The organism is Paraburkholderia sp. RL18-085-BIA-A (genome assembly GCF_046027075.1).
Classification (GTDB): domain Bacteria; phylum Pseudomonadota; class Gammaproteobacteria; order Burkholderiales; family Burkholderiaceae; genus Paraburkholderia.
The window spans coordinates 23230-48875 of record NZ_JARESU010000038.1 but is presented as its reverse complement, the minus strand read 5'-3'; the positions used below and the strand labels follow the sequence as shown (position 1 = coordinate 48875).

The following is a 25646-nucleotide window of genomic DNA, read 5'->3' as shown; positions in this document are numbered from 1 at the left end:
CTGTCGCAATGCGAAGTCTTCCCGCCAACAAGCGTCTGTCATGTGACGCGCTCGGCCCGGCGTGGTCATGTGGGTCCACATGGCGAGACAGGTAGTCGCCCCAAGGTGCTGCGAAACTCGATCGCCGTCCGCAACGCTAATCGCCCAGAGCCGCTCCAAACAAGGAGCTTTCGCCGCAACTCCGCGGCCCGTGATGGTGAACTCGCTCCGCCATAGGCGCGCCGTTTACCCGTCAGCGCCCGCCCCGTCCAATGCTGTGCGCAAAATTTGGCGTTTGTTGCATTTTTGAGACGTCTGTCACGACATCCAGCCGCCCTATCCGTGGGCGTAAACCCGCCCGATTCAAAGCGCGCATTTTGCGGTCCCCCAAGCCGCCTTACATTTGGCGTGCTTTCTCCTATCAGAGCGCCACTCCCGCATCGTGGGGGCGCTTTTCACGCTCGTTATTGGACGGCCTAAAGTCTTGAATTGCCTGCAACTATCGCTTACAATCGCCCCGATTTAATTGCACGGCACCCCCGTAAGCGAAGCGTAAGCTCGCGAGCTGAACAAAGACTTTCGGAACACTGCAATGGCGGTCAAAACGTCGAATCAAGCGCCGAAGAATGGGCGCGACGGACACCGCGTTGAACGCTCTGTTTCGGATGCGCCCACCGGTCAGCAAGTTGCACACGAGGCGTGGGACGCCGAGCAAGAAGATAACAATATCGTTCCGCTCACGCGGGCTGAAGCCGAAAAGCTGTTTGGTCCGAGCGTGAGTCGTCCATCGCGCGTTACGCCTTTCAAGGTCGTTGCGGCGCAAATGGTTTTGTCCCTGGGTGCTACGCTGTTGTGGTGGCTGTTTTACAAGCCGCCGGGCGCTGCTGCGCTGTCCGCGTTCCTGGGTGGGGCGATTTGCTGGATACCGGGTGCGCTGTTCGCGGCGCGCCTTAGAACGTTGAGCGGCGCTGAGACAGTGATGAGCTGGATGATCGGCGAAGCGCTCAAGATGGGGACAACGATCGCGATGTTTGTAGCCATCGCCTTCTGGTATCACGAGGTACGCTGGGTTCCGCTGCTCGTGACCTACCTCATTGCGCTCAAGACCTACTGGATTGCCCTGGCGTGGCGCTAAGGTAGCAGTAACACAGTAGCAGCACAAAATTCAGGCTGGCGCGCAGCGCGCCGGCCACAGGTGTGCGGATACGACACGGTCCGCACCCGGCGTGTTCCCGCAATACAGCATTGCTGCGGGTGCGGCCTAAGACGATTTTCGACAATTTGGGTGGCTTTAACGATATGGCAGCTAGCGAAGGCACGCGCGCAATGGATCCGTCCGAGTACATCGCGCACCACTTGCAGAACTTTTCCACCGCGCACCAGACGTCGATTTTCGACATTCACGTGTGGAATCTGGACACCCTTTTCTGGTCGATCGTTTGCGGTCTGGCCACCATCTTCATTCTCCATCTCGCTGCTCGCAAGGCGACGTCCGGCGTACCGGGCCGTTTCCAATGCGCGGTCGAAATGCTGGTCGAAATGGTCGAAGATCAATCGAAGTCGATGATTCACGGCACGCGCACTTTCATCGCACCGCTCGCGCTGACCGTGTTCGTCTGGGTTGCGCTGATGAACTCGCTCGACTTTATCCCTGTCGATCTGCCAAGCCACGTGATCGGCTGGCTGGGTCTGTCCGAAGCCATCCCGCACCACCGCATCGTGCCGACCGCCGACCTGAACGGTACCCTCGGCATCGCTCTCGGCGTGTTCGTGCTGATGATTTACTACAACTTCAAGATCAAGGGCGCAGGCGGCTTCGTGCATGAACTGCTGTCCGCTCCGTTCGGCGCGCATCCGCTCCTGTGGATCCCGAACCTTGCACTGAACATCATCGAGTTCGTCGCGAAGACGGTCTCGCTCGGCATGCGGCTGTTCGGCAACATGTACGCGGGCGAGCTGTTGTTCCTGCTGATTGCCCTGCTCGGCAGCATCTGGAGCTTCGGCGCGGACACGACGGTGCTTGGCTTCATCGGCCACGTGATCGCCGGCAGCGTGTGGTCAATCTTCCACATCCTGATCGTTCTGCTGCAGGCGTTCATTTTCATGATGCTGACGCTGGTGTACATCGGCCAGGCACACGACACGCACTAACGGGCGCCGTCGACAAAGAATCGTAGTTTTTCAAATCCCAGTTCCAACCAGTTCTAAAAGACTTTTCACAAAGGAGTGATCATGCAAGCTTTCATCGCCAACATCCAGGGTCTGACCGCCATCGGTATCGGCATCATCATCGGCCTGGGTGCAATCGGCGCCTGTATCGGTATCGGCCTGATGGGCGGCAAGTACATCGAAGCATGTGCTCGTCAGCCGGAACTGATGAACCCGCTGCAAACCAAGATGTTCCTGCTGGCTGGTCTGATCGATGCGGCGTTCCTGATTGGCGTTGGTGTGGCAATGCTGTTTGCGTTCGCGAACCCGCTGCTGTCGAAGCTGGCAGGCTGAGGTTCCTCGGAAGTTTGCGCCTGAGCTATAACTGGTAAAGGCGCAGGGCGGAACGGGCACTTGGGCGCTGATCGAATACAGAATCGATGAGCGCCTTGCCGTTTCACTTTCCGAACTAGCAACGTTTAAGGAAACACCGTGAATCTCAACGCAACCCTGTTTGCGCAAATGGTCGTGTTCCTGATCCTCGCGTGGTTCACGATGAAGTTCGTGTGGCCGCCGTTGATCAACGCCCTCGACGAGCGCTCGAAGAAGATTGCTGACGGTTTGTCGGCTGCTGAAAAGGGCAAGCAAGAACTCGAAGCTGCTCACAAGCGCGTCGACCAGGAACTTGCCCAGGCACGCAATGATGGTCAGCAACGTATTGCCGACGCGGAAAAGCGCGCTGTGGCAGTCGCTGACGAAATCAAGGCTCAGGCACAAGCTGAAGCCGCTCGCATCATCGCGCAAGCGAAGGCCGACGCGGACCAGCAAGTCGTGAAGGCGCGCGAAACGCTGCGCGGCGAAGTCGCTGCACTCGCTGTGAAAGGCGCTGAGCAGATCCTGAAGCGCGAAGTCGACCAGGCAGCCCACGCTGACCTGCTGAATCAACTGAAAGCCGAGCTCTGATCATGGCCGAACTTGCAACCATCGCCCGTCCGTACGCAGAAGCGCTGTTTGGCGTGGCCGAAGCTGGTGACATCGCCGCCTGGTCCACGCTCGTGCAGGAGCTGGCACAGGTTGCGCGTCTGCCCGATGTGCTGTCGATCGCCTCGAGCCCGAAAGTAAGCCGCGCCCAGGTCAGCGAACTGCTGCTGGCCGCGGTCAAGTCGCCGCTCAAGGACAACGCGCAAGCGAAGAATCTGGTGCAAATGCTGGTGGACAACCATCGCCTGCAATTGCTGCCGGAAATCGCCACGCAGTTCGAAGAGTTGAAGAACGCCCGCGAAGGGGCGGCCGATGTGCTGATCGTCAGCGCATTCCCGCTCGAAGGCGCGCAGTTGAACGAACTCGTCGCAAGTCTCGAACGCAAGTTCAAACGCAAGCTGAAGCCGACGGTCGAAGTCGACTCGTCGTTGATCGGCGGCGTGCGCGTGACGGTCGGCGACGAAGTGCTCGATACCTCGGTCCGCGCGCGGCTTGCCAGCATGCAAACGGCTCTGACGGCCTGAAGCGCCCACGGCGCTGAAGCGGCTGGCACGCAACAGAATTGACTATCAGGAGCGAATAATGCAACTCAATCCCTCTGAGATCAGCGAGCTGATCAAGAGCCGGATCCAGGGCCTTGAAGCGAGCGCAGACGTTCGCAACCAGGGCACCGTGATCTCCGTGACCGACGGTATCGTGCGTATCCACGGCCTGTCGGAAGTGATGCAGGGCGAAATGCTCGAATTCCCGGGCAACACCTTCGGTCTCGCACTGAACCTCGAGCGCGACTCGGTCGGCGCCGTGATTCTGGGTGAGTACGAACACATTTCGGAAGGCGACATCGTCAAGACGACGGGCCGCATTCTGGAAGTTCCGGTGGGTCCGGAACTGCTCGGCCGCGTGGTCGACGCACTGGGCAACCCGATCGACGGCAAGGGCCCGATCAACGCGAAGAAGACCGACGCAATCGAAAAGATTGCTCCGGGCGTGATCTGGCGTAAGTCGGTTTCGGAGCCGGTCCAAACCGGTCTGAAATCGATCGACTCGATGGTCCCGATTGGCCGTGGCCAGCGTGAGCTGATCATTGGCGACCGCCAGTGCGGCAAGACCGCAGTTGCAGTCGACGCGATCATCAACCAGAAGGGCAAGAACCTCTTCTGTATCTACGTCGCGATCGGCCAGAAGGCTTCGTCGATCATGAACGTGGTGCGCAAGCTGGAAGAAACCGGCGCGCTGGAATACACGATCGTCGTGGCCGCTTCGGCTTCGGAATCGGCGGCGATGCAGTACCTCGCGCCGTACGCCGGCTGCTCGATGGGCGAATACTTCCGCGACCGCGGTCAGGACGCGCTGATCGTTTACGACGACTTGACAAAGCAGGCTTGGGCATACCGTCAGATCTCGCTGCTGCTGCGCCGCCCGCCGGGCCGTGAAGCCTATCCGGGCGACGTTTTCTATCTGCACTCGCGTTTGCTGGAACGTGCTGCTCGCGTCTCGGAAGAGTACGTCGAGAAGTTCACGAACGGCGAGGTAAAGGGCAAGAGCGGTTCGCTGACGGCGCTCCCGGTCATCGAAACGCAAGCAGGCGACGTGACCGCGTTCGTTCCGACGAACGTGATCTCGATTACCGACGGCCAGATCTTCCTGGAAACCGACCTCTTCAACGCAGGTATCCGCCCGGCAATTAACGCTGGCGTGTCGGTGTCGCGCGTTGGTGGTGCGGCTCAGACGAAGGTCGTGAAGAAGCTGTCGGGCGGTATCCGTACCGACCTGGCACAGTACCGCGAACTGGCAGCATTCGCGCAGTTCGCATCGGACCTCGACGAAGCGACCCGCAAGCAGCTGGAGCGCGGTCGCCGCGTGACGGAACTGCTGAAGCAGCCGCAATATCAGCCGCTGCAAGTGTGGGAACTGGCCATCTCGCTGTTCGCAGCGAACAACGGCTACCTCGACGACCTCGAAGTCTCGCAAGTCCTGTCGTTCGAAAAGGGCCTGCGCGAATACCTGAAGTCGAGCCACGCTGACCTGGTCAAGCGCATCGAAGATACCAAGGAACTCTCGAAGGACGACGAAGGCCTGCTGCACACGGCCCTCAAGGACTTCAAGAAGTCCGGCGCTTATTGATCCGCGAGTGATCCGCAAGGCATAAACGGACCTTGAAGCGGCGCGGGCCGCATGTGAATGTCCCCGCGCTGCTTCGATCGCTTTGCATGGGACCCGAGTAAGCGTTAAAGCGCTAACTCGGGCCGACAAGGAGCAAGCAATGGCTGGAATGAAGGAAATTCGCGGCAAGATCAAGAGCGTGCAAAACACGCGCAAGATCACGAAAGCGATGGAGATGGTGGCCGCATCGAAGATGCGCCGCGCTCAGGAGCGCATGCGCGCTGCTCGCCCGTATGCCGACAAGGTCCGCGACATCGCTGCGCACATGAGCCGTGCGAACCCCGAGTATCGTCACCCGTTCATGGTGCCGAACGAAGGCGCGAAGGCGGCCGGCATCATCCTCGTCACGACCGACAAGGGTCTGTGCGGCGGTATGAACACCAACGTGCTGCGTGCGTCGACGCAGAAGTTCAAGGAACTCGAAGGCCAGGGCAAGTCGATCGAAGCAACCGCGATCGGCACCAAGGGTCTGGGCTTCCTGAACCGTCTGCGCGCCAAGGTGGTGTCGAACGTCGTGCAACTGGGCGATACGCCGCATCTCGAAAGGCTGATTGGCGCGGTGAAGGTGCAACTCGACCTGTACTCGGAAGGCAAGGTTTCGGCGGTGTACCTGGCGTACACGCGCTTCGTCAACACGATGAAGCAGGAGCCGGTGATCGAGCAATTGCTGCCGCTGTCGGCGGACCAGTTCGAGCGCAAGGAAGAAGACGGCACGACGCCGAGCACGCAGTGGGACTACATCTACGAGCCGGATGCGCAGGCAGTGGTGGACGAACTGCTGGTGCGTTATGTCGAAGCGCTGGTCTATCAGGCCGTCGCGGAAAACATGGCATCGGAGCAGTCCGCGCGGATGGTCGCGATGAAGGCCGCTTCGGACAACGCGAAGACGGTCATCAACGAACTGCAGCTCGTGTACAACAAGAGCCGTCAGGCCGCGATCACGAAAGAACTGTCGGAAATCGTCGGTGGCGCGGCGGCAGTCTGACCTTGACGGTCAGTCACGCTGCTTCGTGTGCGCCCGTGAGGCGCACCCCACCGAAACTGCGCCTTTGCGCGAGTGAAGAATTGAGTATCTAAAGGAAAAGCGATGAGTACTACTGCTTTGGTAGAAGGCAAGATCGTACAGTGCATCGGCGCGGTGATCGACGTGGAATTTCCGCGTGAATCCATGCCGAAGATTTACGACGCGCTCATTCTCGAAGGTTCGGAACTGACCCTCGAAGTCCAGCAACAGCTGGGCGACGGCGTCGTCCGTACCATCTGTCTGGGTGCATCGGACGGCCTGCGTCGCGGCACGGTCGTGAAGAATACGGGCCACCCGATCAGCGTGCCGGTCGGCAAGCCGACGCTGGGCCGGATCATGGACGTGCTGGGTCGCCCGATCGACGAAGCTGGTCCGATCAACTCGGATGTGGTTCGCGGCATTCACCAGAAGGCTCCGGCGTTCGAGGACCTGTCGCCGTCGACCGAACTGCTCGAAACCGGCATCAAGGTTATCGACCTGATCTGCCCGTTCGCGAAGGGCGGCAAGGTGGGTCTGTTCGGTGGCGCCGGCGTGGGCAAGACCGTGAACATGATGGAACTGATCAACAACATCGCTAAAGAACACGGTGGTTACTCCGTGTTCGCCGGTGTTGGCGAGCGTACCCGTGAAGGGAACGATTTCTATCACGAAATGAAGGACTCGAACGTTCTCGACAAGGTCGCGCTGGTGTACGGCCAGATGAACGAGCCGCCGGGCAACCGTCTGCGCGTCGCGCTGACCGGCCTGACGATGGCTGAGCACTTCCGTGACGAAGGCCTCGACGTGCTGTTCTTCGTCGACAACATCTACCGTTTCACGCTGGCCGGTACCGAAGTGTCGGCACTCCTCGGCCGTATGCCGTCGGCCGTGGGCTATCAGCCGACGCTGGCTGAAGAAATGGGCAAGCTGCAAGAGCGTATTACGTCGACCAAGACCGGCTCGATCACGTCGGTTCAGGCCGTGTACGTCCCTGCGGATGACTTGACCGACCCGTCGCCGGCAACGACTTTCGGCCACCTGGACGCAACTGTCGTTTTGTCGCGTGACATCGCTTCGCTGGGTATCTACCCGGCAGTGGACCCGCTCGATTCGACCTCGCGCCAGATCGATCCGCACGTGATCGGTGAAGAGCACTACGCGATCACGCGCGGCGTGCAGCAAACGCTGCAGCGCTACAAGGAACTGCGCGACATTATCGCGATTCTGGGCATGGACGAACTGGCGCCGGAAGACAAGCTCGCCGTCGCGCGTGCTCGTAAGATCCAGCGTTTCCTATCGCAGCCGTTCCACGTCGCCGAAGTGTTCACGGGTTCGCCCGGCAAGTACGTGCCGCTGAAGGAAACGATCCGTGGCTTCAAGATGATCGTTGAAGGCGAGTGCGACCACCTGCCGGAACAAGCGTTCTACATGGTCGGCACGATCGACGAAGCCTTCGAAAAGGCCAAGAAGATCCAGTAAAGGTCGGGTGTAACGAAGCGGGCGCGGGCTCGCACATCAGGACTACCCAAACAGTAGCACTGAGCAAAGCCGGCGCCTCTTACTACGCTCAACCCCGCCTTGCATGGGACGAGAGTAAGCGCAAAAGCGCTAACTCTCGTCGACAGGAGTCGACACTTATGGCAACCATTAAAGTAGACGTCGTCAGCGCGGAAGAGCAGATCTTCTCGGGCCAGGCGAAGTTCGTCGCGCTGCCGGGCGAAGCGGGTGAACTCGGCATTCTGCCGGGCCACACGCCGCTCATCACGCGGATTCGTCCGGGTGCGGTGCGCATCGAAGTTGAAAACGGCGAAGAAGAGTTTGTGTTCGTCGCCGGCGGCATCCTCGAAATTCAGCCGGGCGCTGTGACGGTTCTCGCCGACACCGCGATTCGCGGCAAGGATCTCGACGAAGCCAAGGCCGAAGATGCACGCAAGCGTGCGGAAGAAGCGCTGCAGAACACGGGTTCGAACCTCGAATACGCAACCGCGCAAGCGGAACTCGCGTATGCGACGGCCCAACTCGCGGCGATTCAGCGTCTGCGCAAGCTACGCGGTCAGAATTAGGCAATACGCATCAGAGAAAAAGCAGCCTTCGTGGCTGCTTTTTTTTGATCACGAGTTGACGTTTACGGAAACGTCAGAAAAATCACGAGACAGAACGGATTGGCTGCCGGCCACGAGGACCGCACGATGGGCTGCGGGTAAGACTTGATGCCGTATGGATATACGCCGGTGGCACAATCCATTTCAAATTCATTTCAATAGAGCGAGCTTCCGCTCACGGAGACAACACCATGGCAACGCAAAGTTCAGGCGTAGGTGCACTCATCGAACCCAAAGACGGCCTGTCATATGTACGCGGCTCGACTGAGGTTCCGTTGAGCGAAGCAACGGTCGCCCAGTTTCTGCGCGATACCGCGGAGCGCTTTCCCGATTGCCCCGCCGTGGTGTTTCGCGAGCAGCGCATTCGCTGGACTTGGAAGGAGTTCGCAGACGAAGTCGATGTGTTGGCGTCCGGGCTCCTTACACTCGGCATCGCGAAGGGTGACCGCGTCGGCATCTGGTCGCCGAACCGGGTCGAGTGGTTGTTGACGCAATTCGCGAGCGCGCGCATCGGCGCTGTGCTCGTCAATATCAATCCGGCGTATCGGCTCGCGGAACTCGAATACGCGTTGAACAAGGTTGGCTGCAAGGCAATCATCGCCGCCGAGCGTTTCAAGACGTCGATGTACCTGGAGATGCTGCAGGAACTCGCACCGGAACTGGCCACGCAAGCGCCAGGCGACCTTCACGCCGCAAGGCTGCCCGAGTTGCGCTACGTGATCCGCATGTGCGACACCGAAACGCCTGGCATGATGAGCTTCTCCGAGCTGATCGAGCGCGGGCGTGCGACGCTCGACGCCGCGCAGCTCGACGCCCTCGGCGCGGCGTTGACGTGCCACGAGCCGATCAATATCCAGTTCACCAGCGGCACGACCGGCAATCCGAAAGGGGCGACGCTGACCCATAGCAACGTCGTGAACAACGCGCGTTACATCGCGATGGCGATGCGGCTGACCGAACAGGACGGCTTGTGCATCCCCGTCCCGCTTTATCACTGCTTCGGGATGGTATTGGCGGCGCTGGCGTGTGTGTCGGTCGGCGCGAATATGGTGTTTCCGGGCGAGGGCTTCGACCCGGCCGCGACCCTTGCCGCGGTAGCTGAAGAAAAGTGCACTGCATTGCATGGTGTGCCGACCATGTTCATCGCCGAACTCGATCATCCGGACTTTGCCAGCTACGATTTCTCGCGTCTGCGCACCGGCATCATGGCCGGCTCGCCATGCCCGATCGAGACGATGAAGAGGGTCGTCTCCAGGATGCATTTGAGCGAAATCACGATCGCTTACGGCATGACGGAGACCAGCCCGGTGTCGTTCCAGAGTTCCACTACTGACCCGCTCGACAAGCGCACCACGACCGTGGGCCGCATTCAACCGCATCTGGAAGTGAAGATTGTCGATCCGCTCGGGCAGATCGTGCCGGTCGGCGAGACCGGCGAGCTGTGCACGCGAGGCTACTCGGTGATGCAGGGCTATTGGGGCGATGAGGCGAAGACGCGCGAGAGCATTGTCGACGGCTGGATGCACACCGGCGATCTGGCGACCCTCGATGCCGACGGCTACTGCAATATCGTCGGCCGGCTGAAGGACATGCTGATTCGCGGCGGCGAAAACATCTACCCGCGGGAGATCGAAGAGTTTCTGTTCCGACACCCGAAGATCCAGAGCGTGCAGGTATTCGGCGTGCCCGACGCGAAGTACGGCGAGGAGGTCTGTGCGTGGGTTGTGCTGCGCTCGGGCGAGCACGCGACAGCCGAAGAGATCCAGCAATTCTGCCAAGGGCAGATCGCGCACTACAAGGTGCCGAAGTACATCCGTTTCGTCGATGAATTGCCAATGACGGTGACCGGCAAAGTACAGAAATTCGTCATGCGCGAACTGATGATCAGCGAATTGAAACTGAAGGAAGACAGGACAGCGTGACGCCATTGCGACGTCGCGCTGGTAAAAGGTCAACGACCGGCGCGGCGTAAAGACAGAAAAGGCCAATCCATTCGCTGAACAACTCGCCGGCAAAATCCGCGAATGTCCATAACGGGCGATGCCACGCCGCGCAAACGTTTGGCCAGACGAAAAAAAAGCGGGCCTGGAGCCCGCTAAAAACCACACGCTACGGGGTTAGCGCGAGGAGACCAAAGTTGGAACCGACTTAAACGACGACCCTGCGCCGACTACGGCCCCAGCAGGGATGCCCCTTCACAGGGCTTCGGCATACGCCGACCGGCAAGTGCATCGTATCCGCTCACACCACGCACCCAGCCACATCCGTGTTGAAACCGTTGAGGGCATTGTGGGCGAATTACCCTGGCCGCGCGGTAACAAAGTGTTTCAGGTTGTAACGCCTGCCAGATAAGGCATGCCGGGATTTATTGCCAAATCAAATCATTTCAAAAGTAATTTTTACCCATGACTGATGTGCAATTTCATACGCATGATTGATGCTATTCGCGACGCATACCACGGAATAATCCGTTCAGTCGACTCCGCATGAATAGTTGCACACGCATCTTTTTTTGGGATGAATCCCCTGTTACAGGAGTTTCTCCAGCGGTCGAAATTTCATTGTGCGCAAAGGAGGTTGGCGTGCTGCACCGCAATATTCGGCATTTATTTGACTCGCCAGCAAACGGGGCCGCTTCGCCAGTTCTATATTTCGCTGCATTGTTCAGTTTTTTCTTAAAAGCTGAAGACTCGGTTACACGATCACGGGGCACGATGAAAAATCTGCCGACGTGCCCAGCCGCCTGCATTTCCCGATAAACCAACAACAGGCGGCTCGGCTTACAACAACCTTATTTAAGCCATTTATCCGACACAGTCTGATATTCGCCAGTCGCGTGCGCGAGGTGCAGCCACTGGTCGACGTATTGCTGGAACGCTACATCGCCGCGCGGTAGCAGCCAGGCCTTCTCGCCATACTGGAACGGTTTGTCCGGATGCACGGAGCACAGACCCGGATTCAGCTTTTGCTGCAACAAGGTTTCCGACGCGTCCGTCACCATCACGTCCGCCTTGCCGGCCAAGATCTGCTTGAAGATCGTCACGTTGTCGGGATAGACGGTCACGCTCGCATGCGGGAAGTACTGCTTTGCGAAACGCTCATTGGTGCCGCCCGGATTGACGATCACCCGTGTCGCCGGCTGGTCGATCTGCGCGACCGTCTGATACTTGTTGACGTCGTCGCATCGAACGATCGGCGTTTTGCCGTCGATCATATAAGCCTGCGTGAAGAACGCGCGCTTCTGCCGGTCGAGCGTAGGCGATACGCCGCCCACGCCGATATCGCACTTCTCGACGAAGTCGTTCATCAGACTCGACCACGACGTTTTGACGAACTCCGCTTTCACACCAAGCGACCTGGCGAGCGACTCCGTCATGTCGATATCGATGCCCTCGAACTGGCCGTCGCCTTTAAGGAACGAATACGGTTTGTAGTCGCCGGTCGTGCAGGCGCGCAACGTTCCGCGGCTGAGAATTTCATCGAGCCGGGAAGGCGCGGAGGCGGTGGACTGCGCGCCAGCTACGTCTACGTGCATCAAAATGCCGGCGAGCGCGCCGAGGATTGCGAGTGCTGCCCTGTTCATCGAGTCTCCTTTTTGTTTGTATGTAATTGCATGGTAAGACGGTCCGATAGTAGCCCGGCAAAGCCGGCTTGAACATCGGCCATTCAGCTAAGTCAGCGCGCCGCAGCCGGCGCTGGCATACCGCCCGCAGGCCGTGCACCTGGCAGTTATTGACCGCATCAGGCCCGATGCAGTGAGCCGGCTCCGGGGTAAAATGCTTCTTTGCCCTCAGTCGTACGCAACGTGGCCCATAAACTCCTGAATGACACTTTCCTGCGCGCGCTGCTGCGCCAGCCGACCGACTACACGCCGATCTGGCTGATGCGGCAGGCTGGCCGCTATCTGCCGGAATACAACGCCACGCGGGGTCGCGCGGGCAGTTTCCTCGGCCTGGCACAGAGCCCGGCGTTCGCGACGGAGGTCACGTTACAGCCGCTCGAGCGCTATCCCCTCGACGCCGCAATCCTGTTCTCCGACATCCTGACCGTGCCCGACGCGATGGGTCTCGGGCTCGAATTCGTCGCCGGCGAGGGGCCGAAATTCGCGCGCCCGGTGCGCACGGAAGAGGACGTAGCGCGCCTGGCGGTGCCGGACATCGACGCGACGCTGCGTTACGTGACCGACGCGGTGCGCGAAATCCGGACTGCGCTCACGGACGCGCACGGTCGTCAGCGCGTGCCGCTGATCGGCTTTTCGGGCAGCCCGTGGACGCTGGCGTGCTACATGGTCGAAGGCGGCGGTTCGGCGGATTTCCGCACAGTCAAGTCGATGCTCTACGCGCGTCCGGATCTGATGCACCGGATTCTGGACATCAACGCCCGGTCGGTCGCGGCTTACCTGAACGCGCAGATTGAAGCCGGCGCCCAAGCGGTGATGATTTTCGATACTTGGGGTGGGGCACTTGCGGACGGCGTCTATCAACGTTTTTCGCTGCAGTACATCCAGCAGGTGGTGAGCCAGCTCAAGCGCGATCACGACGGCGAAAAGGTCCCGGTGATCACCTTCACGAAGGGCGGCGGCCTGTGGCTTGACGAGATCGCCGAGATCGGCGTGGATGCGGTTGGCCTCGACTGGACGGTGAATTTGCGCAAGGCCCGTGAGCGGGTCGGCGGCAAGGTTGCGCTCCAGGGCAATATCGACCCGTCGGTGCTGTTTGCGCCGCCGGCCTCGATTCGCATGGAAGCGCGCGCAGTGCTCGACAGCTTCGGCAATCACCCGGGACACGTCTTCAATCTCGGGCACGGCATTTCGCAGTTCACGCCGCCGGAGAACGTTGCCGAACTGGTTGACGAAGTGCATCGCCATAGCCGCGCGATTCGCAGCGGCGCTCATGCACCGGAATGAAGCCGTAATCGTTACCAGTTTTTGTTGCGACGCAGCGAAGTGGGCTCTCGGCCTAAGGGGAAATTTGCAGTCCATGGGCCGTCAGATGGCGGTCTCACGAATGTCAAGGCTTGACTTATGCACATTCGTCACGCTGCGGCGCGGTAGAGACTGTAGTCCTGTCCTGACCCTTGCACAGTACCGGCACATTTGATCTAAGCCTTGTCTGGCAAGGGTTTGGCGGCTCGCGGGGGAAATGTGCGGAAGCCCACAGAAGGCCGCTGCGGCGCGGTTTGCGGCCCATCGGAACGAAGTTCTTAACAAAGTTATCCACAGGCCAGCGGACCGAGTGCAATTCTTCAGTCGAATCCAAAACTTAGCGCCGTTATTGAAGTTTTACTTTAACTTCGAGCGCCTTTTCGCCGACTCGATGTTCATCACGGTGCGGCGTCGTGTCGGGCCGACCCTTCCTCTTTCCTTTGCCGCGTGAGCGACGTATTTGTCCGCGTCGCGCTGGATCATCCGCTGCCGACGCTGTTCGACTACCGCTATGACGCGCCCGAACCCGTGGCGCTGGGCATGCTCGTCAGTGTGCCGTTCGGCAAGCGGCATGTGGTGGGGCTCGTCTGCGAAGTGACCACTCACAGTGACGTGCCTGCCGAGCGGCTGCGCTCGGCGAGTGGCGTGTGCACCGCCTGCCCGCCGGTATCCAAGGAATGGCTGAAGTTGGCCGCCTTCGCCGCGGATTACTACCAACGCGGTCTCGGCGAAGTGGCGCTGCCCGCGTTGCCGCAAGCGTTGCGCGATGCGTCGCGCTGGTCGCGCCTGTTTGCGCCGGAAGAGCGCTATAGCCTTACGCCCGAGGGCCGGCAAGCGCTGCCCGGCGCGTTGCCCGCCCGCGCGAGCGCGTTGAGAAAGTTGGCGCAGGCATTGGCCGAGACCGACTTCCTGCTGGCCGCCGACGCCCGTGCGCTGCACCCCAAAGCGCTTGCAAGCCTGGACACCTGGCGCGCGCAAGGCTGGGTCGCACTGGACGTCATCGAAGCCGCCGCGGTGCTTGCCGCTGCGCCGTCGCTGGATACGCCCGCGCCCACGCTGCCCACGCTCACCGACGAGCAGGCGGCGGCCGTCGAAGCGATCCGCGACGCGGACGGTTTCGCGCCGTTCCTGCTGCATGGGGTGACGGGCAGTGGCAAAACTGAGGTGTATCTACGCGCGCTTGCCGAGATTCTGTCCGCGAAGCCCAACGCGCAGGCGCTCGTCCTCGTGCCGGAAATCAATCTGACGCCGCAATTCGAGGCGGCCTTCCGGGCGCGCTTCGCCGCGCTGGACGGCACGTCGATCGTCACGCTGCACAGCGGTCTCGCGGAGGGTGAACGGGCCCGCAACTGGTTCGCCGCGCACACCGGCCGCGCCCGCATCGTGCTCGGCACGCGGCTCGCCGTGCTGGCGTCGCTGCCGAGGCTCGCGATCATCGTCGTCGACGAGGAGCACGATCCGGCCTACAAGCAGCAGGAAGGCTTGCGCTATTCCGCGCGCGATCTGGCGATCTATCGCGCGAAGCAAATGGGCTTGCCGGTCGTACTCGGCTCGGCGACGCCGTCGCTGGAAAGCTGGTGGCAGGCCGACCAGGGGCGCTACAAGCGTCTTACCCTGTCGCGCCGGGCGGTCGCCGACGCCGTGTTGCCGACCGTGAAGCTGATCGATCTGGAAGACGAGCGCCGGCGCGGGCGGGCATCGGTGGAAGGCTTGTCGGGGCCGTTGATCGCCGCGCTGAAGGCGCGCGTCGAGCGCGGCGAGCAAAGCCTCGTATTCCTGAACCGTCGCGGCTACGCGCCGCAACTTGCCTGCGATGCATGCGGCTGGGTCGCCGGTTGTCCGCGCTGCAGCGCCTATGTCGTGCTGCACAAGCCGGAGCGCGCGCTGCGCTGCCACCACTGCGGCTGGGAGTCGCGCATTCCGCGCTCTTGCCCCGAATGCGGCAACGTCGATATCGCGCCGATGGGGCGCGGCACGCAGCGTGTCGAAGAGACGCTCGCGAGCGCGGTGCCCGGCGCCCGCGTGCTGCGTATCGACGCCGACAGCACGCGCCGCAAGGGCAGTGCCCAGGCGCTGTTCTCCGATGTCCACGCGGGTGAGGTCGATATTCTTGTCGGCACGCAGATGATCGCGAAGGGCCACGACTTCCAGCGTGTGTCGCTGGTTGGCGTGCTCAATGCCGACACCGCGCTGTTCTCCCACGATTTCCGTGCGAGCGAGCGCCTGTTCGCGCAATTGATGCAGGTGAGCGGCCGGGCCGGCCGCTCGGGCCTGCCCGGCGAAGTGCTGGTGCAAACACGTTATCCGCGTCACGCGCTGTATCACGCGCTAAGTCGCCACGACTACGTCGGCTTCGCCAATTCCACGCTCGCCGAGCGGCGCGACGCGCACCTGCCGCCGTTCGTCTATCAGGCGTTGCTGCGCGCCGAGGGCCGCACGCTGGAGGCGGCGCTGGCTTTCCTGCAACAGTCCGCGGCGGAGCTGACCGGCATTCCGGCCGCCGAGCGCGTGACCGTCTACGACGCCGTGCCGCTGACCATCGTCAAGGTGATGCACGTGCATCGCGCGCAGTTGCTGATCGAAAGTGCGTCGCGGGCTGCGTTGCAGGCTACTTTGCGCGCCTGGCAGCCGCTGCTGCGGGGCCTGAAAGGGGTGCTGCGCTGGAATCTCGAAGTCGATCCGCTCGACATCTGACGCCGGTTGCCTGCGCGGGCGGCATTACTTCTTTGAGTCATATTGATAGAGCGAATGGTCGTTTCGCTTTGCGATGCCGCTCGCCTATATTCGCCGAATCGGCGTCCATCCAGACGAAAACTCCCCATTTCGGCGGCGATGCACGTCCACTTCCCCGAGGCATTTGCGATGAGCGACACCAACCAGACCTTGCCGGGCGGCGCGGCGCCGACCCGGCGGCAGGGCACGCACGGCGGCGGACTCCTGCTCACCGAAGACTGGCTCGCCGTGTGGGTCGGCCTGCTGGTGATCGTGATCGCTTGGGCGCTGTTCGCGTCGGGCAGCAGCATCAGGTGGCTGGCGGTGGCGCCCGCCAAATGGTCGGGCGTGGCGCAGACGGCGCTGGACTTCCGCAGGCATCTGCCGAACTATGTCGCGTTGTTCGTCGTGTTCGCGCTGCTCTTTGGCGGGAGTCTCGCGTTGCTGAAGCAGCGTGTCGGCGCTTTTTTTGCGGCGTTTCTGATCCTGTTCATCGCGTCGGCGTTGATCTTCACGTTGGGCGCGTGGGTCAACGCGTCGAAAAACAACCTGGAGCCGCCGCTCGTCGCATTGGCCCTGGGGCTGCTGATTTCCAACCTGTTCACGTTGCCTGAATGGTTCGCGGCGGGCTTGCGCGTCGAGTTTTATATCAAAGTCGGCATCGTGCTGCTCGGCGCGACGCTGCCTTTCACACTGCTGGTGTGGGCTGGGCCGGTGGCGGTCGCGCAAGCGACCATCGTGTCGCTCGTGACGTTCTTCGTGATTTTCTTCGCCGCCAAGGCGTTCGGCCTCGACCGACGCTTTGCCGCCGTGCTTGGCGTGGGTGGCGCCGTGTGCGGCGTGTCTGCAGCAATCGCAATTGCCGGCGCCGTGCGGGCCAAGCGCGAACAGGCGTCCGTGGCGATCACGCTGGTGGTCCTGTGGGCGATCGTGATGATCTTCGTATTGCCGTTCGCATCGCGTTCGCTCGGACTGTCGACGGCTGTCGCCGGCGCGTGGATCGGCACCTCCGAATTCGCCGACGCCGCCGGCATCGCGGCAGCGCAGGCCTATGGTGATTTCGCAAGGCACGCGGGCGGCGCAATTGCCGGCGCGCCGGAGGCGTCGCTGCAGGCGTTCACGCTGATGAAAGTGGTGGGCCGCGATATCTGGATTGGCATCTGGGCGTTCGTGCTGGCGATCGTCGCGACGACGCGCTGGGAATCGCAGGATAGCGGTGTAAAAGCGAAGGCGAATGCCGCGGAGATCTGGACGCGCTTTCCGAAATTCGTGATCGGTTTCGTCGTCGCGTCCGCGCTCGTGACATGGATCGCCAGCCACTATTCTCTGGCCGATTACCGCAAGATCGTCACGCCCGAATTCGTCGCGCCGATCACCGTGCTGCGCACGTGGGCGTTCACGTTCTGCTTCCTCAGCATCGGCTTGACCACGCGCTTGCGCTCGCTCACGGCTACGGGGCTGAAGCCGTTCCTCGCGTTCACGGCGGGTGTGGTGGTCAATATCGCGATTGGCTACGCGCTGTCCGCGCACGTCTTCGCAGCGTACTGGAACAGCCTGGGGCAGGGATCGTGACTCACGCGGCCGGTCGGGTCGCCAGCACGGCGGACGCGCGCGACGAAGCTTGCGGACCGCGTTGCGCAAGCTGCCGGTATCGCGCGGAAGACCGGCATTCGTTGGAGCAGAGCCTGCCAGGCCTCACGGCTTTCAGCTCCGGATTCGGCGCGAGCGTCGCGGACAGCCGGCTGTGCTGGCTGCATGACCAGCTTGTGTCGCCGGATGATGTCTGTGCGCGGTTCGAGCCGGTCCTGCCGCGCTGAAGCACGCGTTCACCGCATGCCGGACTGAACGCGGACGCACGCGTACACTCGAGCGCCATGCCCAGCCGAGCACGGCGCGCGATCTCACTCCCCGAACCCTCAGCCGGACTGCGCCGTGCGCCGCTCAGTCGTTCAACGCAGCTCGCGTTTCGCCAGCCGATGCACGCGATGCGGCGCGTGCGCGTTCCTTGTCGGCCGAGCGCCTGTTCGAGGCCCCCGTCGCGCCTCGAATGAACAGCACCGCACAGGCCGCGCACATCGCCCAGATGCCCACTACCACCAGCCATTTTTCCATTTCACCGGTCCTCGGAAACCCCGTATCGTTTTTTTGTGCGTGCCGTGAGGCCGCGTACCACTACGCCTGTTTAACGGCGCGCCGGCTCATTTAATAAGAGTAAATGCAAAAAGAATCACGCCAGGGAAAGTACTGATCGCAACCGCGGCCGCAGCGTGCCGCGCCGTCAGCCGGAAACGCCCGCCACACCGGGCTCTCAGCAGGGTGCAACCATGCGCTTGCAATGGTTGCACCTTTTTATTGGGAGGCGTACGATTCGCCCAACTTTTAGTCTTTCATCAGGCATTCGTCTGGTCTCCGAAGAAGGAAACATGGCTAGCACCACCCTTGGCGTCAAGGTCGACGACCTCCTGCGTTCCCGGCTGAAAGATGCCGCCGCCCGTCTCGAACGCACTCCGCACTGGCTGATCAAGCAGGCTATCTTCGCCTATCTGGAGCGCATCGAGCACGGTCAACTGCCGCCGGAACTGTCGGGCGCGGCGGGCTCGGCCGATCTGGCCGACGGCGCGGCGGTCGAGCAGGAGGAAGACGGTGCGTCGCATCCGTTCCTCGAGTTCGCGCAAAACGTGCAACCGCAATCGGTGCTGCGCGCGGCGATCACCGCTGCGTACCGTCGTCCGGAACCGGAGTGTGTGCCGTTCCTGCTCGGTCAGGCGCGCTTGCCGGCTAATCTCGCGGGCGACGTACAGGCCATGGCCGGCAAGCTGGTCGAGACGCTGCGCTCGAAGAGCACGGGTGGCGGCGTTGAAGGGCTGATCCACGAATTCTCGCTGTCGAGCCAGGAAGGCGTGGCGCTGATGTGCCTCGCCGAAGCGCTGCTGCGCATTCCCGATCGCGCGACCCGCGATGCGCTGATCCGCGACAAAATCAGCAAGGGCGACTGGAAGTCGCACGTCGGCCAGGCGCCGTCGCTGTTCGTCAATGCAGCTACCTGGGGCTTGATGATCACCGGCAAGCTGGTGACGACCAACAGCGAAACGGGTCTCTCGTCGGCGCTCACGCGTCTGATCGGCAAGGGCGGTGAGCCGCTGATCCGCAAGGGCGTCGATATGGCGATGCGCCTGATGGGCGAGCAGTTCGTCACCGGCGAGAACATTTCCGAAGCGCTCGCCAACAGCCGCAAATATGAAGCGCGCGGCTTCCGCTACTCGTACGACATGCTCGGCGAAGCGGCCACCACCGAAGTCGATGCGCAGCGCTACTACGCGTCGTACGAACAGGCGATCCACGCGATCGGCAAGGCCGCCGGCGGCCGTGGCATTTACGAAGGCCCGGGCATCTCGATCAAGCTCTCCGCGCTGCACGCACGCTACTCGCGTTCGCAGCAGGAACGCACGATGAGCGAACTGCTGCCGCGCGTGCGCTCGCTCGCGATCCTCGCGCGCCGTTACGACATCGGCCTGAACATCGACGCAGAGGAAGCCGACCGCCTCGAAATTTCGCTCGATCTGCTCGAAGCGCTGTGCTTCGATCCGGAACTGGCCGGCTGGAACGGCATCGGCTTCGTGGTGCAGGCGTATCAGAAGCGCTGCCCGTTCGTGATCGAATACATCGTCGATCTGGCCCGCCGCAGCCGTCACCGCATCATGGTGCGGCTCGTGAAGGGCGCGTACTGGGACACCGAAATCAAGCGCGCGCAAGTGGACGGCCTCGAAGGCTATCCGGTCTACACGCGCAAGATCTACACGGACGTGTCGTATCTCGCGTGCGCGAAGAAGCTGCTCGGCGCGCCCGACGCAGTCTATCCGCAGTTCGCCACGCATAACGCGCACACGCTGTCGGCGATCTATCACCTCGCGGGCAACAACTACTATCCTGGCCAGTACGAGTTCCAGTGCCTGCACGGCATGGGCGAGCCGCTGTACGAGGAAGTCACCGGCCGCGACAAGCTGAACCGTCCGTGCCGCGTCTATGCGCCGGTCGGCACGCATGAAACGCTGCTCGCGTACCTCGTGCGCCGTCTGCTGGAAAACGGCGCGAACACGTCGTTCGTGAATCGCATCGCCGATGAAAACGTCGCGATCAAGGACCTGATCGCCGACCCGGTCGACGAAGCGTCCAGGATCGTCCCGCTCGGCGCGCCGCACGCGAAGATTCCGCTGCCGCGCAATCTGTATGGCGCCGAGCGTCTCAATTCGATGGGCCTCGATCTGTCGAACGAGCATCGCCTCGCGTCGCTGTCGTCGGCGTTGCTGGCGAGCGCGCATCATCCGTGGCGCGCCGCGCCGATGCTCGAAGACAACGAGATCGCCGTGGGCAACGCACGCGACGTGCGCAACCCGGCCGATCATCGCGACCTCGTCGGCACGGTCGTCGAAGCGACGCCGGATCATGTCAGCGCCGCACTCGCGCACGCGGTTGCCGCCGCGCCGATCTGGCAAGCGACGCCGGTCGATGCGCGCGCCGATTGCCTCGCCCGTGCCGCCGATCTGCTCGAAGCACAGATGCATACGCTGATGGGTCTGGTGGTGCGCGAAGCAGGTAAATCGCTCGCGAACGCGGTCTCTGAAATCCGCGAGGCGATCGACTTCTTGCGCTACTACTCCACGCAGATTCGCGACGAGTTCTCGAACGACACGCATCGTCCGCTCGGGCCCGTGGTCTGTATCAGTCCGTGGAATTTCCCACTGGCGATCTTCATGGGCCAGGTGGCGGCGGCGCTGGCAGCCGGCAACACGGTGCTCGCGAAGCCCGCTGAACAGACACCGCTGATCGCCGCGCAAGCCGTGCGGATTCTGCGCGAAGCCGGCGTGCCGGCGGGCGCGGTGCAACTGCTGCCGGGCGACGGCGAAACGGTCGGCGCCGCGCTGGTGGCCGACCCGCGCACTCGCGCGGTGATGTTCACCGGCTCCACGGAAGTCGCGCGCCTGATCAACAAGACGTTGTCGAACCGCCTGGATCCGGACGGCAAGCCGATTCCGCTGATCGCCGAAACCGGCGGGCAGAACGCGATGATCGTCGACTCGTCGGCGCTCGCCGAACAGGTGGTGGCGGACGTGCTGCAATCGGCGTTCGACTCCGCCGGTCAACGTTGTTCGGCGCTGCGCGTTCTTTGTCTACAAGACGATGTCGCTGACCGCACCCTCGAGATGCTGACGGGCGCGATGCGCGAACTGTCGGTCGGCAATCCGGATCGCCTGTCGATCGACGTCGGCCCGGTGATCGACCTCGACGCGAAACGCGGCATCGACGCGCACGTCGCGGCGATGCGCGAGAAAGGCCGCAAGGTCGAGCAACTGCCGACGCCGGAAGGCACCGCGCAGGGCACCTTCGTGCCGCCGACGCTGATCGAGCTCGACAGCATCGACGAACTGAAGCGCGAAGTGTTCGGGCCGGTGCTGCACGTGGTGCGTTACCGCCGCAGCCAACTGGACAAACTGCTCGAACAGATCCGCACGACCGGCTACGGCCTGACGCTCGGCATCCATACGCGGATCGACGAGACCATCGCTCACGTGATCAGCCGCGCGCACGTAGGCAACATCTACGTGAACCGCAACGTGATCGGCGCGGTGGTGGGTGTGCAGCCGTTTGGCGGCGAAGGCCTGTCGGGCACGGGGCCGAAAGCAGGCGGCGCGCTATATCTGCAGCGCCTGCTCGCCACGCGTCCGGCAGGTTTGCCGAAGTCGCTTGCACAGGCTTTGGTTGCGGAAGTACCGCAAGCCGCTGAAAACAGCGACAATCCGTCCGCCGCATTGACTGCGTTGCGCGACTGGCTGATCGCCGAACGCCAGCCGCAACTGGCGGCACGCTGCGACGGTTATCTGTCACATGTACCGGCGGGCGCGACGGCGGTGTTGTGTGGGCCCACCGGCGAGCGCAACACCTACACGCTGGGCGCGCGCGGCACGGTGCTGTGTGTCGCGTCGACGGCGAGCGGCGCACGCGTGCAGTTCGCCGCAGCGCTGGCTACGGGAAATCGTGCGCTGTTCGAAGGCGCGGCGGGTGAACAATTGGTCTCGCAGTTGCCCGCATCGCTGAAGTCGCATGCCAGCGTGAAGAAGTACGCCGACACGCCGTTCGACGCCGTGCTGTTTGAAGGCGACAGCGACGAACTGCTCGCGCTGGTGAAGGAAGTCGCGAAGCGTCCGGGGCCGATCATCTCGGTGCAGGGCGTCGCGGCGCGCGCGCTGGAAAGCGGCGAAGAGGATTACGCGCTCGAGCGTCTGTTGACAGAACGCTCGGTCAGCGTGAATACGGCAGCAGCGGGCGGCAATGCGAATTTGATGACCATCGGTTGAGCGAACCTCACAGGATCCTCCATCAAGAAAACGCCGGGCCGCTCCCAGGTTTTTCGCCCCGAAGGAAGTCCCCTTGGGGGATTGCCCCCTCGGGGGGCCTGGCGCGAAGCGGCAGGTTTGGGGGCGCTCAGCAAAAACGGAAGCGGTACGGCGACCCCGATATCGCTCCATCTATACCTGGTACCAAGGAGAAGCTATGCAACACAAGATGAAACAGCTGGCAGGCGCGGCGCTGGTTGCGGCAATGTCGCTGGCGGGGACGGCCAACGCTCAATCGACGGAAGACGTGAAGGTGGGTTTCGCCGGTCCGATGACGGGCGCGCAGGCTCACTACGGCAAGGACTTCCAGAACGGCATCACGCTGGCAGTGGAAGAGATGAACGCGACCAAGCCGGTGATCGGCGGCAAGCAGGTTCGCTTCGTGTTGGATTCGGCCGACGACCAGGCCGATCCGCGCACCGGCACGACCGTCGCACAAAAGCTGGTGGACGACGGCATCAAGGGCATGCTCGGCCACTTCAATTCGGGTACCACGATTCCGGCTTCGCGCATCTACGCGAACGCGGGCATCCCGCAGATCGCGATGGCGACCGCGCCTGAGTACACGCAGCAAGGCTTCAAGACCACGTTCCGCATGATGACGTCCGACACGCAGCAAGGCTCGGTCGCCGGCGCGTTCGCGGTCAAGAACCTCGGCATGAAGAAGATCGCGATCGTCGACGACCGCACGGCTTACGGCCAGGGTCTGGCCGATCAGTTCGAAAAGGCGGCAAAGGCGGCGGGCGCGACGATCGTCGATCGTGAATACACGAACGACAAGGCCGTCGACTTCAAGTCGATCCTGACCAAGCTCAAGTCGACGAACCCGGATCTGATCTACTACGGCGGCGCGGATTCGCAAGCGGCGCCGATGGCCAAGCAGATGAAGCAGCTCGGCGTGAAGGCGCCGCTGATGGGTGGCGAAATGGTTCACACGCCGACCTTCATCAAGCTCGCGGGTGACGCGGCCAACGGCACGGTGGCGTCGCTTGCCGGCCTGCCGCTGGAAGAAATGCCGGGCGGCAAGGACTACGTCGCGAAGTACAAGAAGCGTTTCAACGAAGACGTGCAAACGTACTCGCCGTACGCTTACGATGGCGCAATGGCGATGTTCGCTGCAATGAAGACCGCTAACTCGACCGATCCGGCCAAATACCTGCCGGTGCTCGCGAAGACCTCGATGCCGGCGGTGACGTCGTCGAACCTCGCGTACGACAGCCGCGGTGACCTGAAGAACGGCGGCATCACGCTGTACAAGGTGGTCGACGGCAAGTGGACGACGCTGCAAAGCGTGGGCGGGAAGTAAGCGGGGTTTTGCTGCTTGCTCTGCGTTTGGAGTTGGAAAAAACCCCGCTTCGGCGGGGTTTTTTTATGGGGCAGTTGCTCTGCACTACCTTTACTCGACCAACGCCGCACTACTACTCCCCGCGCATCTTCCGCCCCTGCTCGCGAATCTGCTCCAGCGTCGCGCCCGGCGTACTCGCTTCCTGCGTCATGCGAATCTCGATCACCGCCGCGCGTTGCGCGTTCATCGCACGTTGCAAGGCGGGCAGAAAATCCTCGGTCCGCTCCACAGTCTCGCCGTGCGCGCCGAACGATCGCGCGAACGCCGCGAAGTCCGGATTCGTCAGCCCGGTGCCATACACGCGGTTCGGATAATGCCGCTCCTGATGCATCCGGATCGTGCCGAACTGGCTGTTGTTCACGACGATGAAAAGCACGTGAAGGTCGTACTGCATCGCCGTCGCCAATTCCTGCGCGGCCATCATGAAGCAGCCGTCGCCGGCAAGCGCGACGACCGCGCGGTGCGGATACATCGATTTCGCCGCGATCGCCGCAGGCACGCCATAGCCCATCGCACCACTCGTCGGCGCGAGCTGCGAGCGATAGTGCCGATACGAGAAATGCCGATGCAGCCATGTCGCGTAATTGCCCGCGCCGTTCGTGAGGATAGCGTCGTCGGGCAGATGCGCGCGCAATTGCTGGATCACTTCGCCCATTTGCACGTCGCCGGGAATTGGGCGCGGCTTGCGCCATTCGAGATACGCGCGGTGCGCGTCCCCGGCCGCGCCAGCCCAGGCCAGAGTGCCAGAGGACGGCTGCAACGCCGCCAGCGACGCAGTCAACTCGGGCATGCCGGAGACGATCGGCAAATCCGCGACATACACGCGTCCCAACTCTTCCGCGCCTTGATGCACGTGTACGAGCGTCTGCTTCGTCTTTGGAATGTCGAGCAGCGTGTAGCCGTTCGTCGTCGCTTCCCCCAGGCGTGGACCGAGTACGAGCAGCAAGTCGGCCTCGCGGATGCGCTGCGCCAACGCCGGATTGATGCCGAGGCCGACATCGCCCGCGTAGTTCGGATGGTCGTTATCGAGTGTGTCCTGAAAGCGGAACGCGAGGCCGACCGGAAGTTGCCAGTTCTCGACGAAGCGCCGCAGGTCGGCGCACGCGGCCGGCGTCCAGCCGCTGCCGCCCGCAATCACCATCGGCCGCTGCGCGCCTTCGAGCAAATTGCGCAGCTTCTCGATCTGCGCGCCGGATGGCGACGCCGCCACGCGTTGATAGGCCGGAACGCCGGCCACGGCATCGCATGCATCGCTCAACACGTCTTCCGGCAGCGACAGCACGACTGGCCCCGGCCGTCCGGAGGTCGCCGTATGAAACGCGTGGCTCAGATATTCGGGAATGCGCTTCGGATCGTCGATCTGCGCGACCCACTTCGCCATCTGGCCGAACATGCGCCGATAGTCGATCTCCTGGAACGCCTCGCGGTCGAGATGTTCGCGAGCGCATTGGCCGATCAGCAGGATCATCGGCGTGGAGTCCTGAAACGCGGTATGCACGCCGATCGACGCATGCGTTGCGCCCGGTCCGCGCGTGACGAGCGCGACGCCTGGGCGGCCCGTCAGTTTGCCGACCGCTTCCGCCATGTTCGCCGCCGCGGCTTCGTGGCGGCAAACAATGGTCTGGATGTGTTCAGTCTCGTCATGCAGCGAATCCAGCACGGCGAGAAAGCTCTCGCCGGGCACACAGAAAACGCGTTCGACACCGTGCGTGAGCAAAGCATCGACGATGAGACGTGCGCCGGTAGTGCGAGCGGCGTTGGAATCTGAAACGGGAGCATTCGGCAGCGACATTGCGAAGAAGCCTCCAGGCAGTGCGTGAGTGCGGTCGGATTTGCCGCATCGACGGAACGCGGGACGTTGGCCGATGAGCGCCTCGACAGCTTACGCCGAGCGCGC

Annotated in this window: 18 protein-coding genes; 15 read left to right on the top strand and 3 right to left on the bottom strand. The window is 62.4% G+C overall.

Annotation, left to right across the window (positions count from 1 at the left end; all coding sequences use genetic code 11):
- Positions 1-571: 571 nt before the first annotated feature.
- The 10 genes from P0D89_RS24485 to P0D89_RS24440 all read left to right on the top strand — a co-directional run bounded on the left by P0D89_RS24485 (position 572) and on the right by P0D89_RS24440 (position 10298).
- Positions 572-1114, top strand: a complete 543-nt coding sequence (locus P0D89_RS24485) for an ATP synthase subunit I (protein ID WP_408359762.1) — start codon at positions 572-574, stop codon at positions 1112-1114.
- 164 nt (positions 1115-1278) lie between these two features.
- The gene (gene atpB, locus P0D89_RS24480) at positions 1279-2130 is read left to right on the top strand and encodes a F0F1 ATP synthase subunit A (protein WP_408359760.1); all 852 of its coding nucleotides are present in this window, start codon (positions 1279-1281) and stop codon (positions 2128-2130) included.
- A gap of 81 nt (positions 2131-2211) precedes the next feature.
- Positions 2212-2481: a F0F1 ATP synthase subunit C gene (gene atpE / locus P0D89_RS24475; protein ID WP_007180033.1), complete on the top strand. Its 270-nt coding sequence runs from the start codon at positions 2212-2214 to the stop codon at positions 2479-2481.
- 138 nt (positions 2482-2619) lie between these two features.
- Complete coding sequence (locus P0D89_RS24470) at positions 2620-3090, top strand: F0F1 ATP synthase subunit B (protein WP_042327177.1); 471 nt, start codon at positions 2620-2622, stop codon at positions 3088-3090.
- A 2-nt stretch (positions 3091-3092) separates the two neighbouring features.
- A complete protein-coding gene (locus tag P0D89_RS24465; RefSeq protein WP_408359758.1) occupies positions 3093-3632 on the top strand; it encodes a F0F1 ATP synthase subunit delta in 540 nt (179 codons plus the stop codon).
- 58 nt (positions 3633-3690) lie between these two features.
- Positions 3691-5232: a F0F1 ATP synthase subunit alpha gene (gene atpA / locus P0D89_RS24460; protein WP_408359756.1), complete on the top strand. Its 1542-nt coding sequence runs from the start codon at positions 3691-3693 to the stop codon at positions 5230-5232.
- A 139-nt stretch (positions 5233-5371) separates the two neighbouring features.
- Entirely contained in the window at positions 5372-6256 is an 885-nt protein-coding gene (atpG, locus tag P0D89_RS24455; protein WP_408359754.1) for a F0F1 ATP synthase subunit gamma, read from the top strand.
- Positions 6257-6358: 102 nt separating this feature from the next.
- Complete coding sequence (atpD, locus tag P0D89_RS24450) at positions 6359-7753, top strand: F0F1 ATP synthase subunit beta (protein WP_408359752.1); 1395 nt, start codon at positions 6359-6361, stop codon at positions 7751-7753.
- A gap of 158 nt (positions 7754-7911) precedes the next feature.
- Complete coding sequence (locus P0D89_RS24445) at positions 7912-8337, top strand: F0F1 ATP synthase subunit epsilon (RefSeq protein WP_149670003.1); 426 nt, start codon at positions 7912-7914, stop codon at positions 8335-8337.
- A 230-nt stretch (positions 8338-8567) separates the two neighbouring features.
- Positions 8568-10298 (top strand): AMP-binding protein, encoded by a 1731-nt coding sequence (locus tag P0D89_RS24440; RefSeq protein WP_408359749.1) that lies wholly within the window; start codon positions 8568-8570, stop codon positions 10296-10298.
- A gap of 869 nt (positions 10299-11167) precedes the next feature.
- Here the strand turns inward: P0D89_RS24440 and P0D89_RS24435 are convergent.
- Positions 11168-11959 (bottom strand): transporter substrate-binding domain-containing protein, encoded by a 792-nt coding sequence (locus tag P0D89_RS24435; RefSeq protein WP_408359746.1) that lies wholly within the window; start codon positions 11957-11959, stop codon positions 11168-11170.
- A 222-nt stretch (positions 11960-12181) separates the two neighbouring features.
- On the opposite strand from P0D89_RS24435, the gene hemE reads away from it, so the two are divergent.
- The 3 genes from hemE (at position 12182) to P0D89_RS24420 (ending at position 17584) form a co-directional block, all read left to right on the top strand.
- Positions 12182-13282 (top strand): uroporphyrinogen decarboxylase, encoded by a 1101-nt coding sequence (gene hemE, locus P0D89_RS24430; protein WP_408359744.1) that lies wholly within the window; start codon positions 12182-12184, stop codon positions 13280-13282.
- A 465-nt stretch (positions 13283-13747) separates the two neighbouring features.
- Entirely contained in the window at positions 13748-15994 is a 2247-nt protein-coding gene (locus P0D89_RS24425) for a primosomal protein N' (RefSeq protein WP_408359742.1), read from the top strand.
- A gap of 168 nt (positions 15995-16162) precedes the next feature.
- Positions 16163-17584, top strand: coding sequence for a YeiH family protein (locus P0D89_RS24420; RefSeq protein WP_408359740.1), 1422 nt, complete (start codon positions 16163-16165; stop codon positions 17582-17584).
- Between the two features lie 369 nt (positions 17585-17953).
- Here P0D89_RS24420 and P0D89_RS24415 read toward each other — a convergent pair whose 3' ends face one another.
- The gene (locus P0D89_RS24415) at positions 17954-18124 is read right to left on the bottom strand and encodes a hypothetical protein (protein ID WP_408359738.1); all 171 of its coding nucleotides are present in this window, start codon (positions 18122-18124) and stop codon (positions 17954-17956) included.
- Positions 18125-18435: 311 nt separating this feature from the next.
- On the opposite strand from P0D89_RS24415, the gene putA reads away from it, so the two are divergent.
- Positions 18436-22365, top strand: coding sequence for a trifunctional transcriptional regulator/proline dehydrogenase/L-glutamate gamma-semialdehyde dehydrogenase (putA, locus tag P0D89_RS24410; RefSeq protein ID WP_408359736.1), 3930 nt, complete (start codon positions 18436-18438; stop codon positions 22363-22365).
- Between the two features lie 196 nt (positions 22366-22561).
- Positions 22562-23710, top strand: coding sequence for a branched-chain amino acid ABC transporter substrate-binding protein (locus tag P0D89_RS24405; RefSeq protein WP_408139950.1), 1149 nt, complete (start codon positions 22562-22564; stop codon positions 23708-23710).
- Between the two features lie 112 nt (positions 23711-23822).
- On the opposite strand, the gene P0D89_RS24400 is transcribed toward P0D89_RS24405, so the two are convergent.
- Positions 23823-25541, bottom strand: a complete 1719-nt coding sequence (locus tag P0D89_RS24400; protein WP_408359734.1) for a thiamine pyrophosphate-binding protein — start codon at positions 25539-25541, stop codon at positions 23823-23825.
- Positions 25542-25646: the final 105 nt, after the last annotated feature.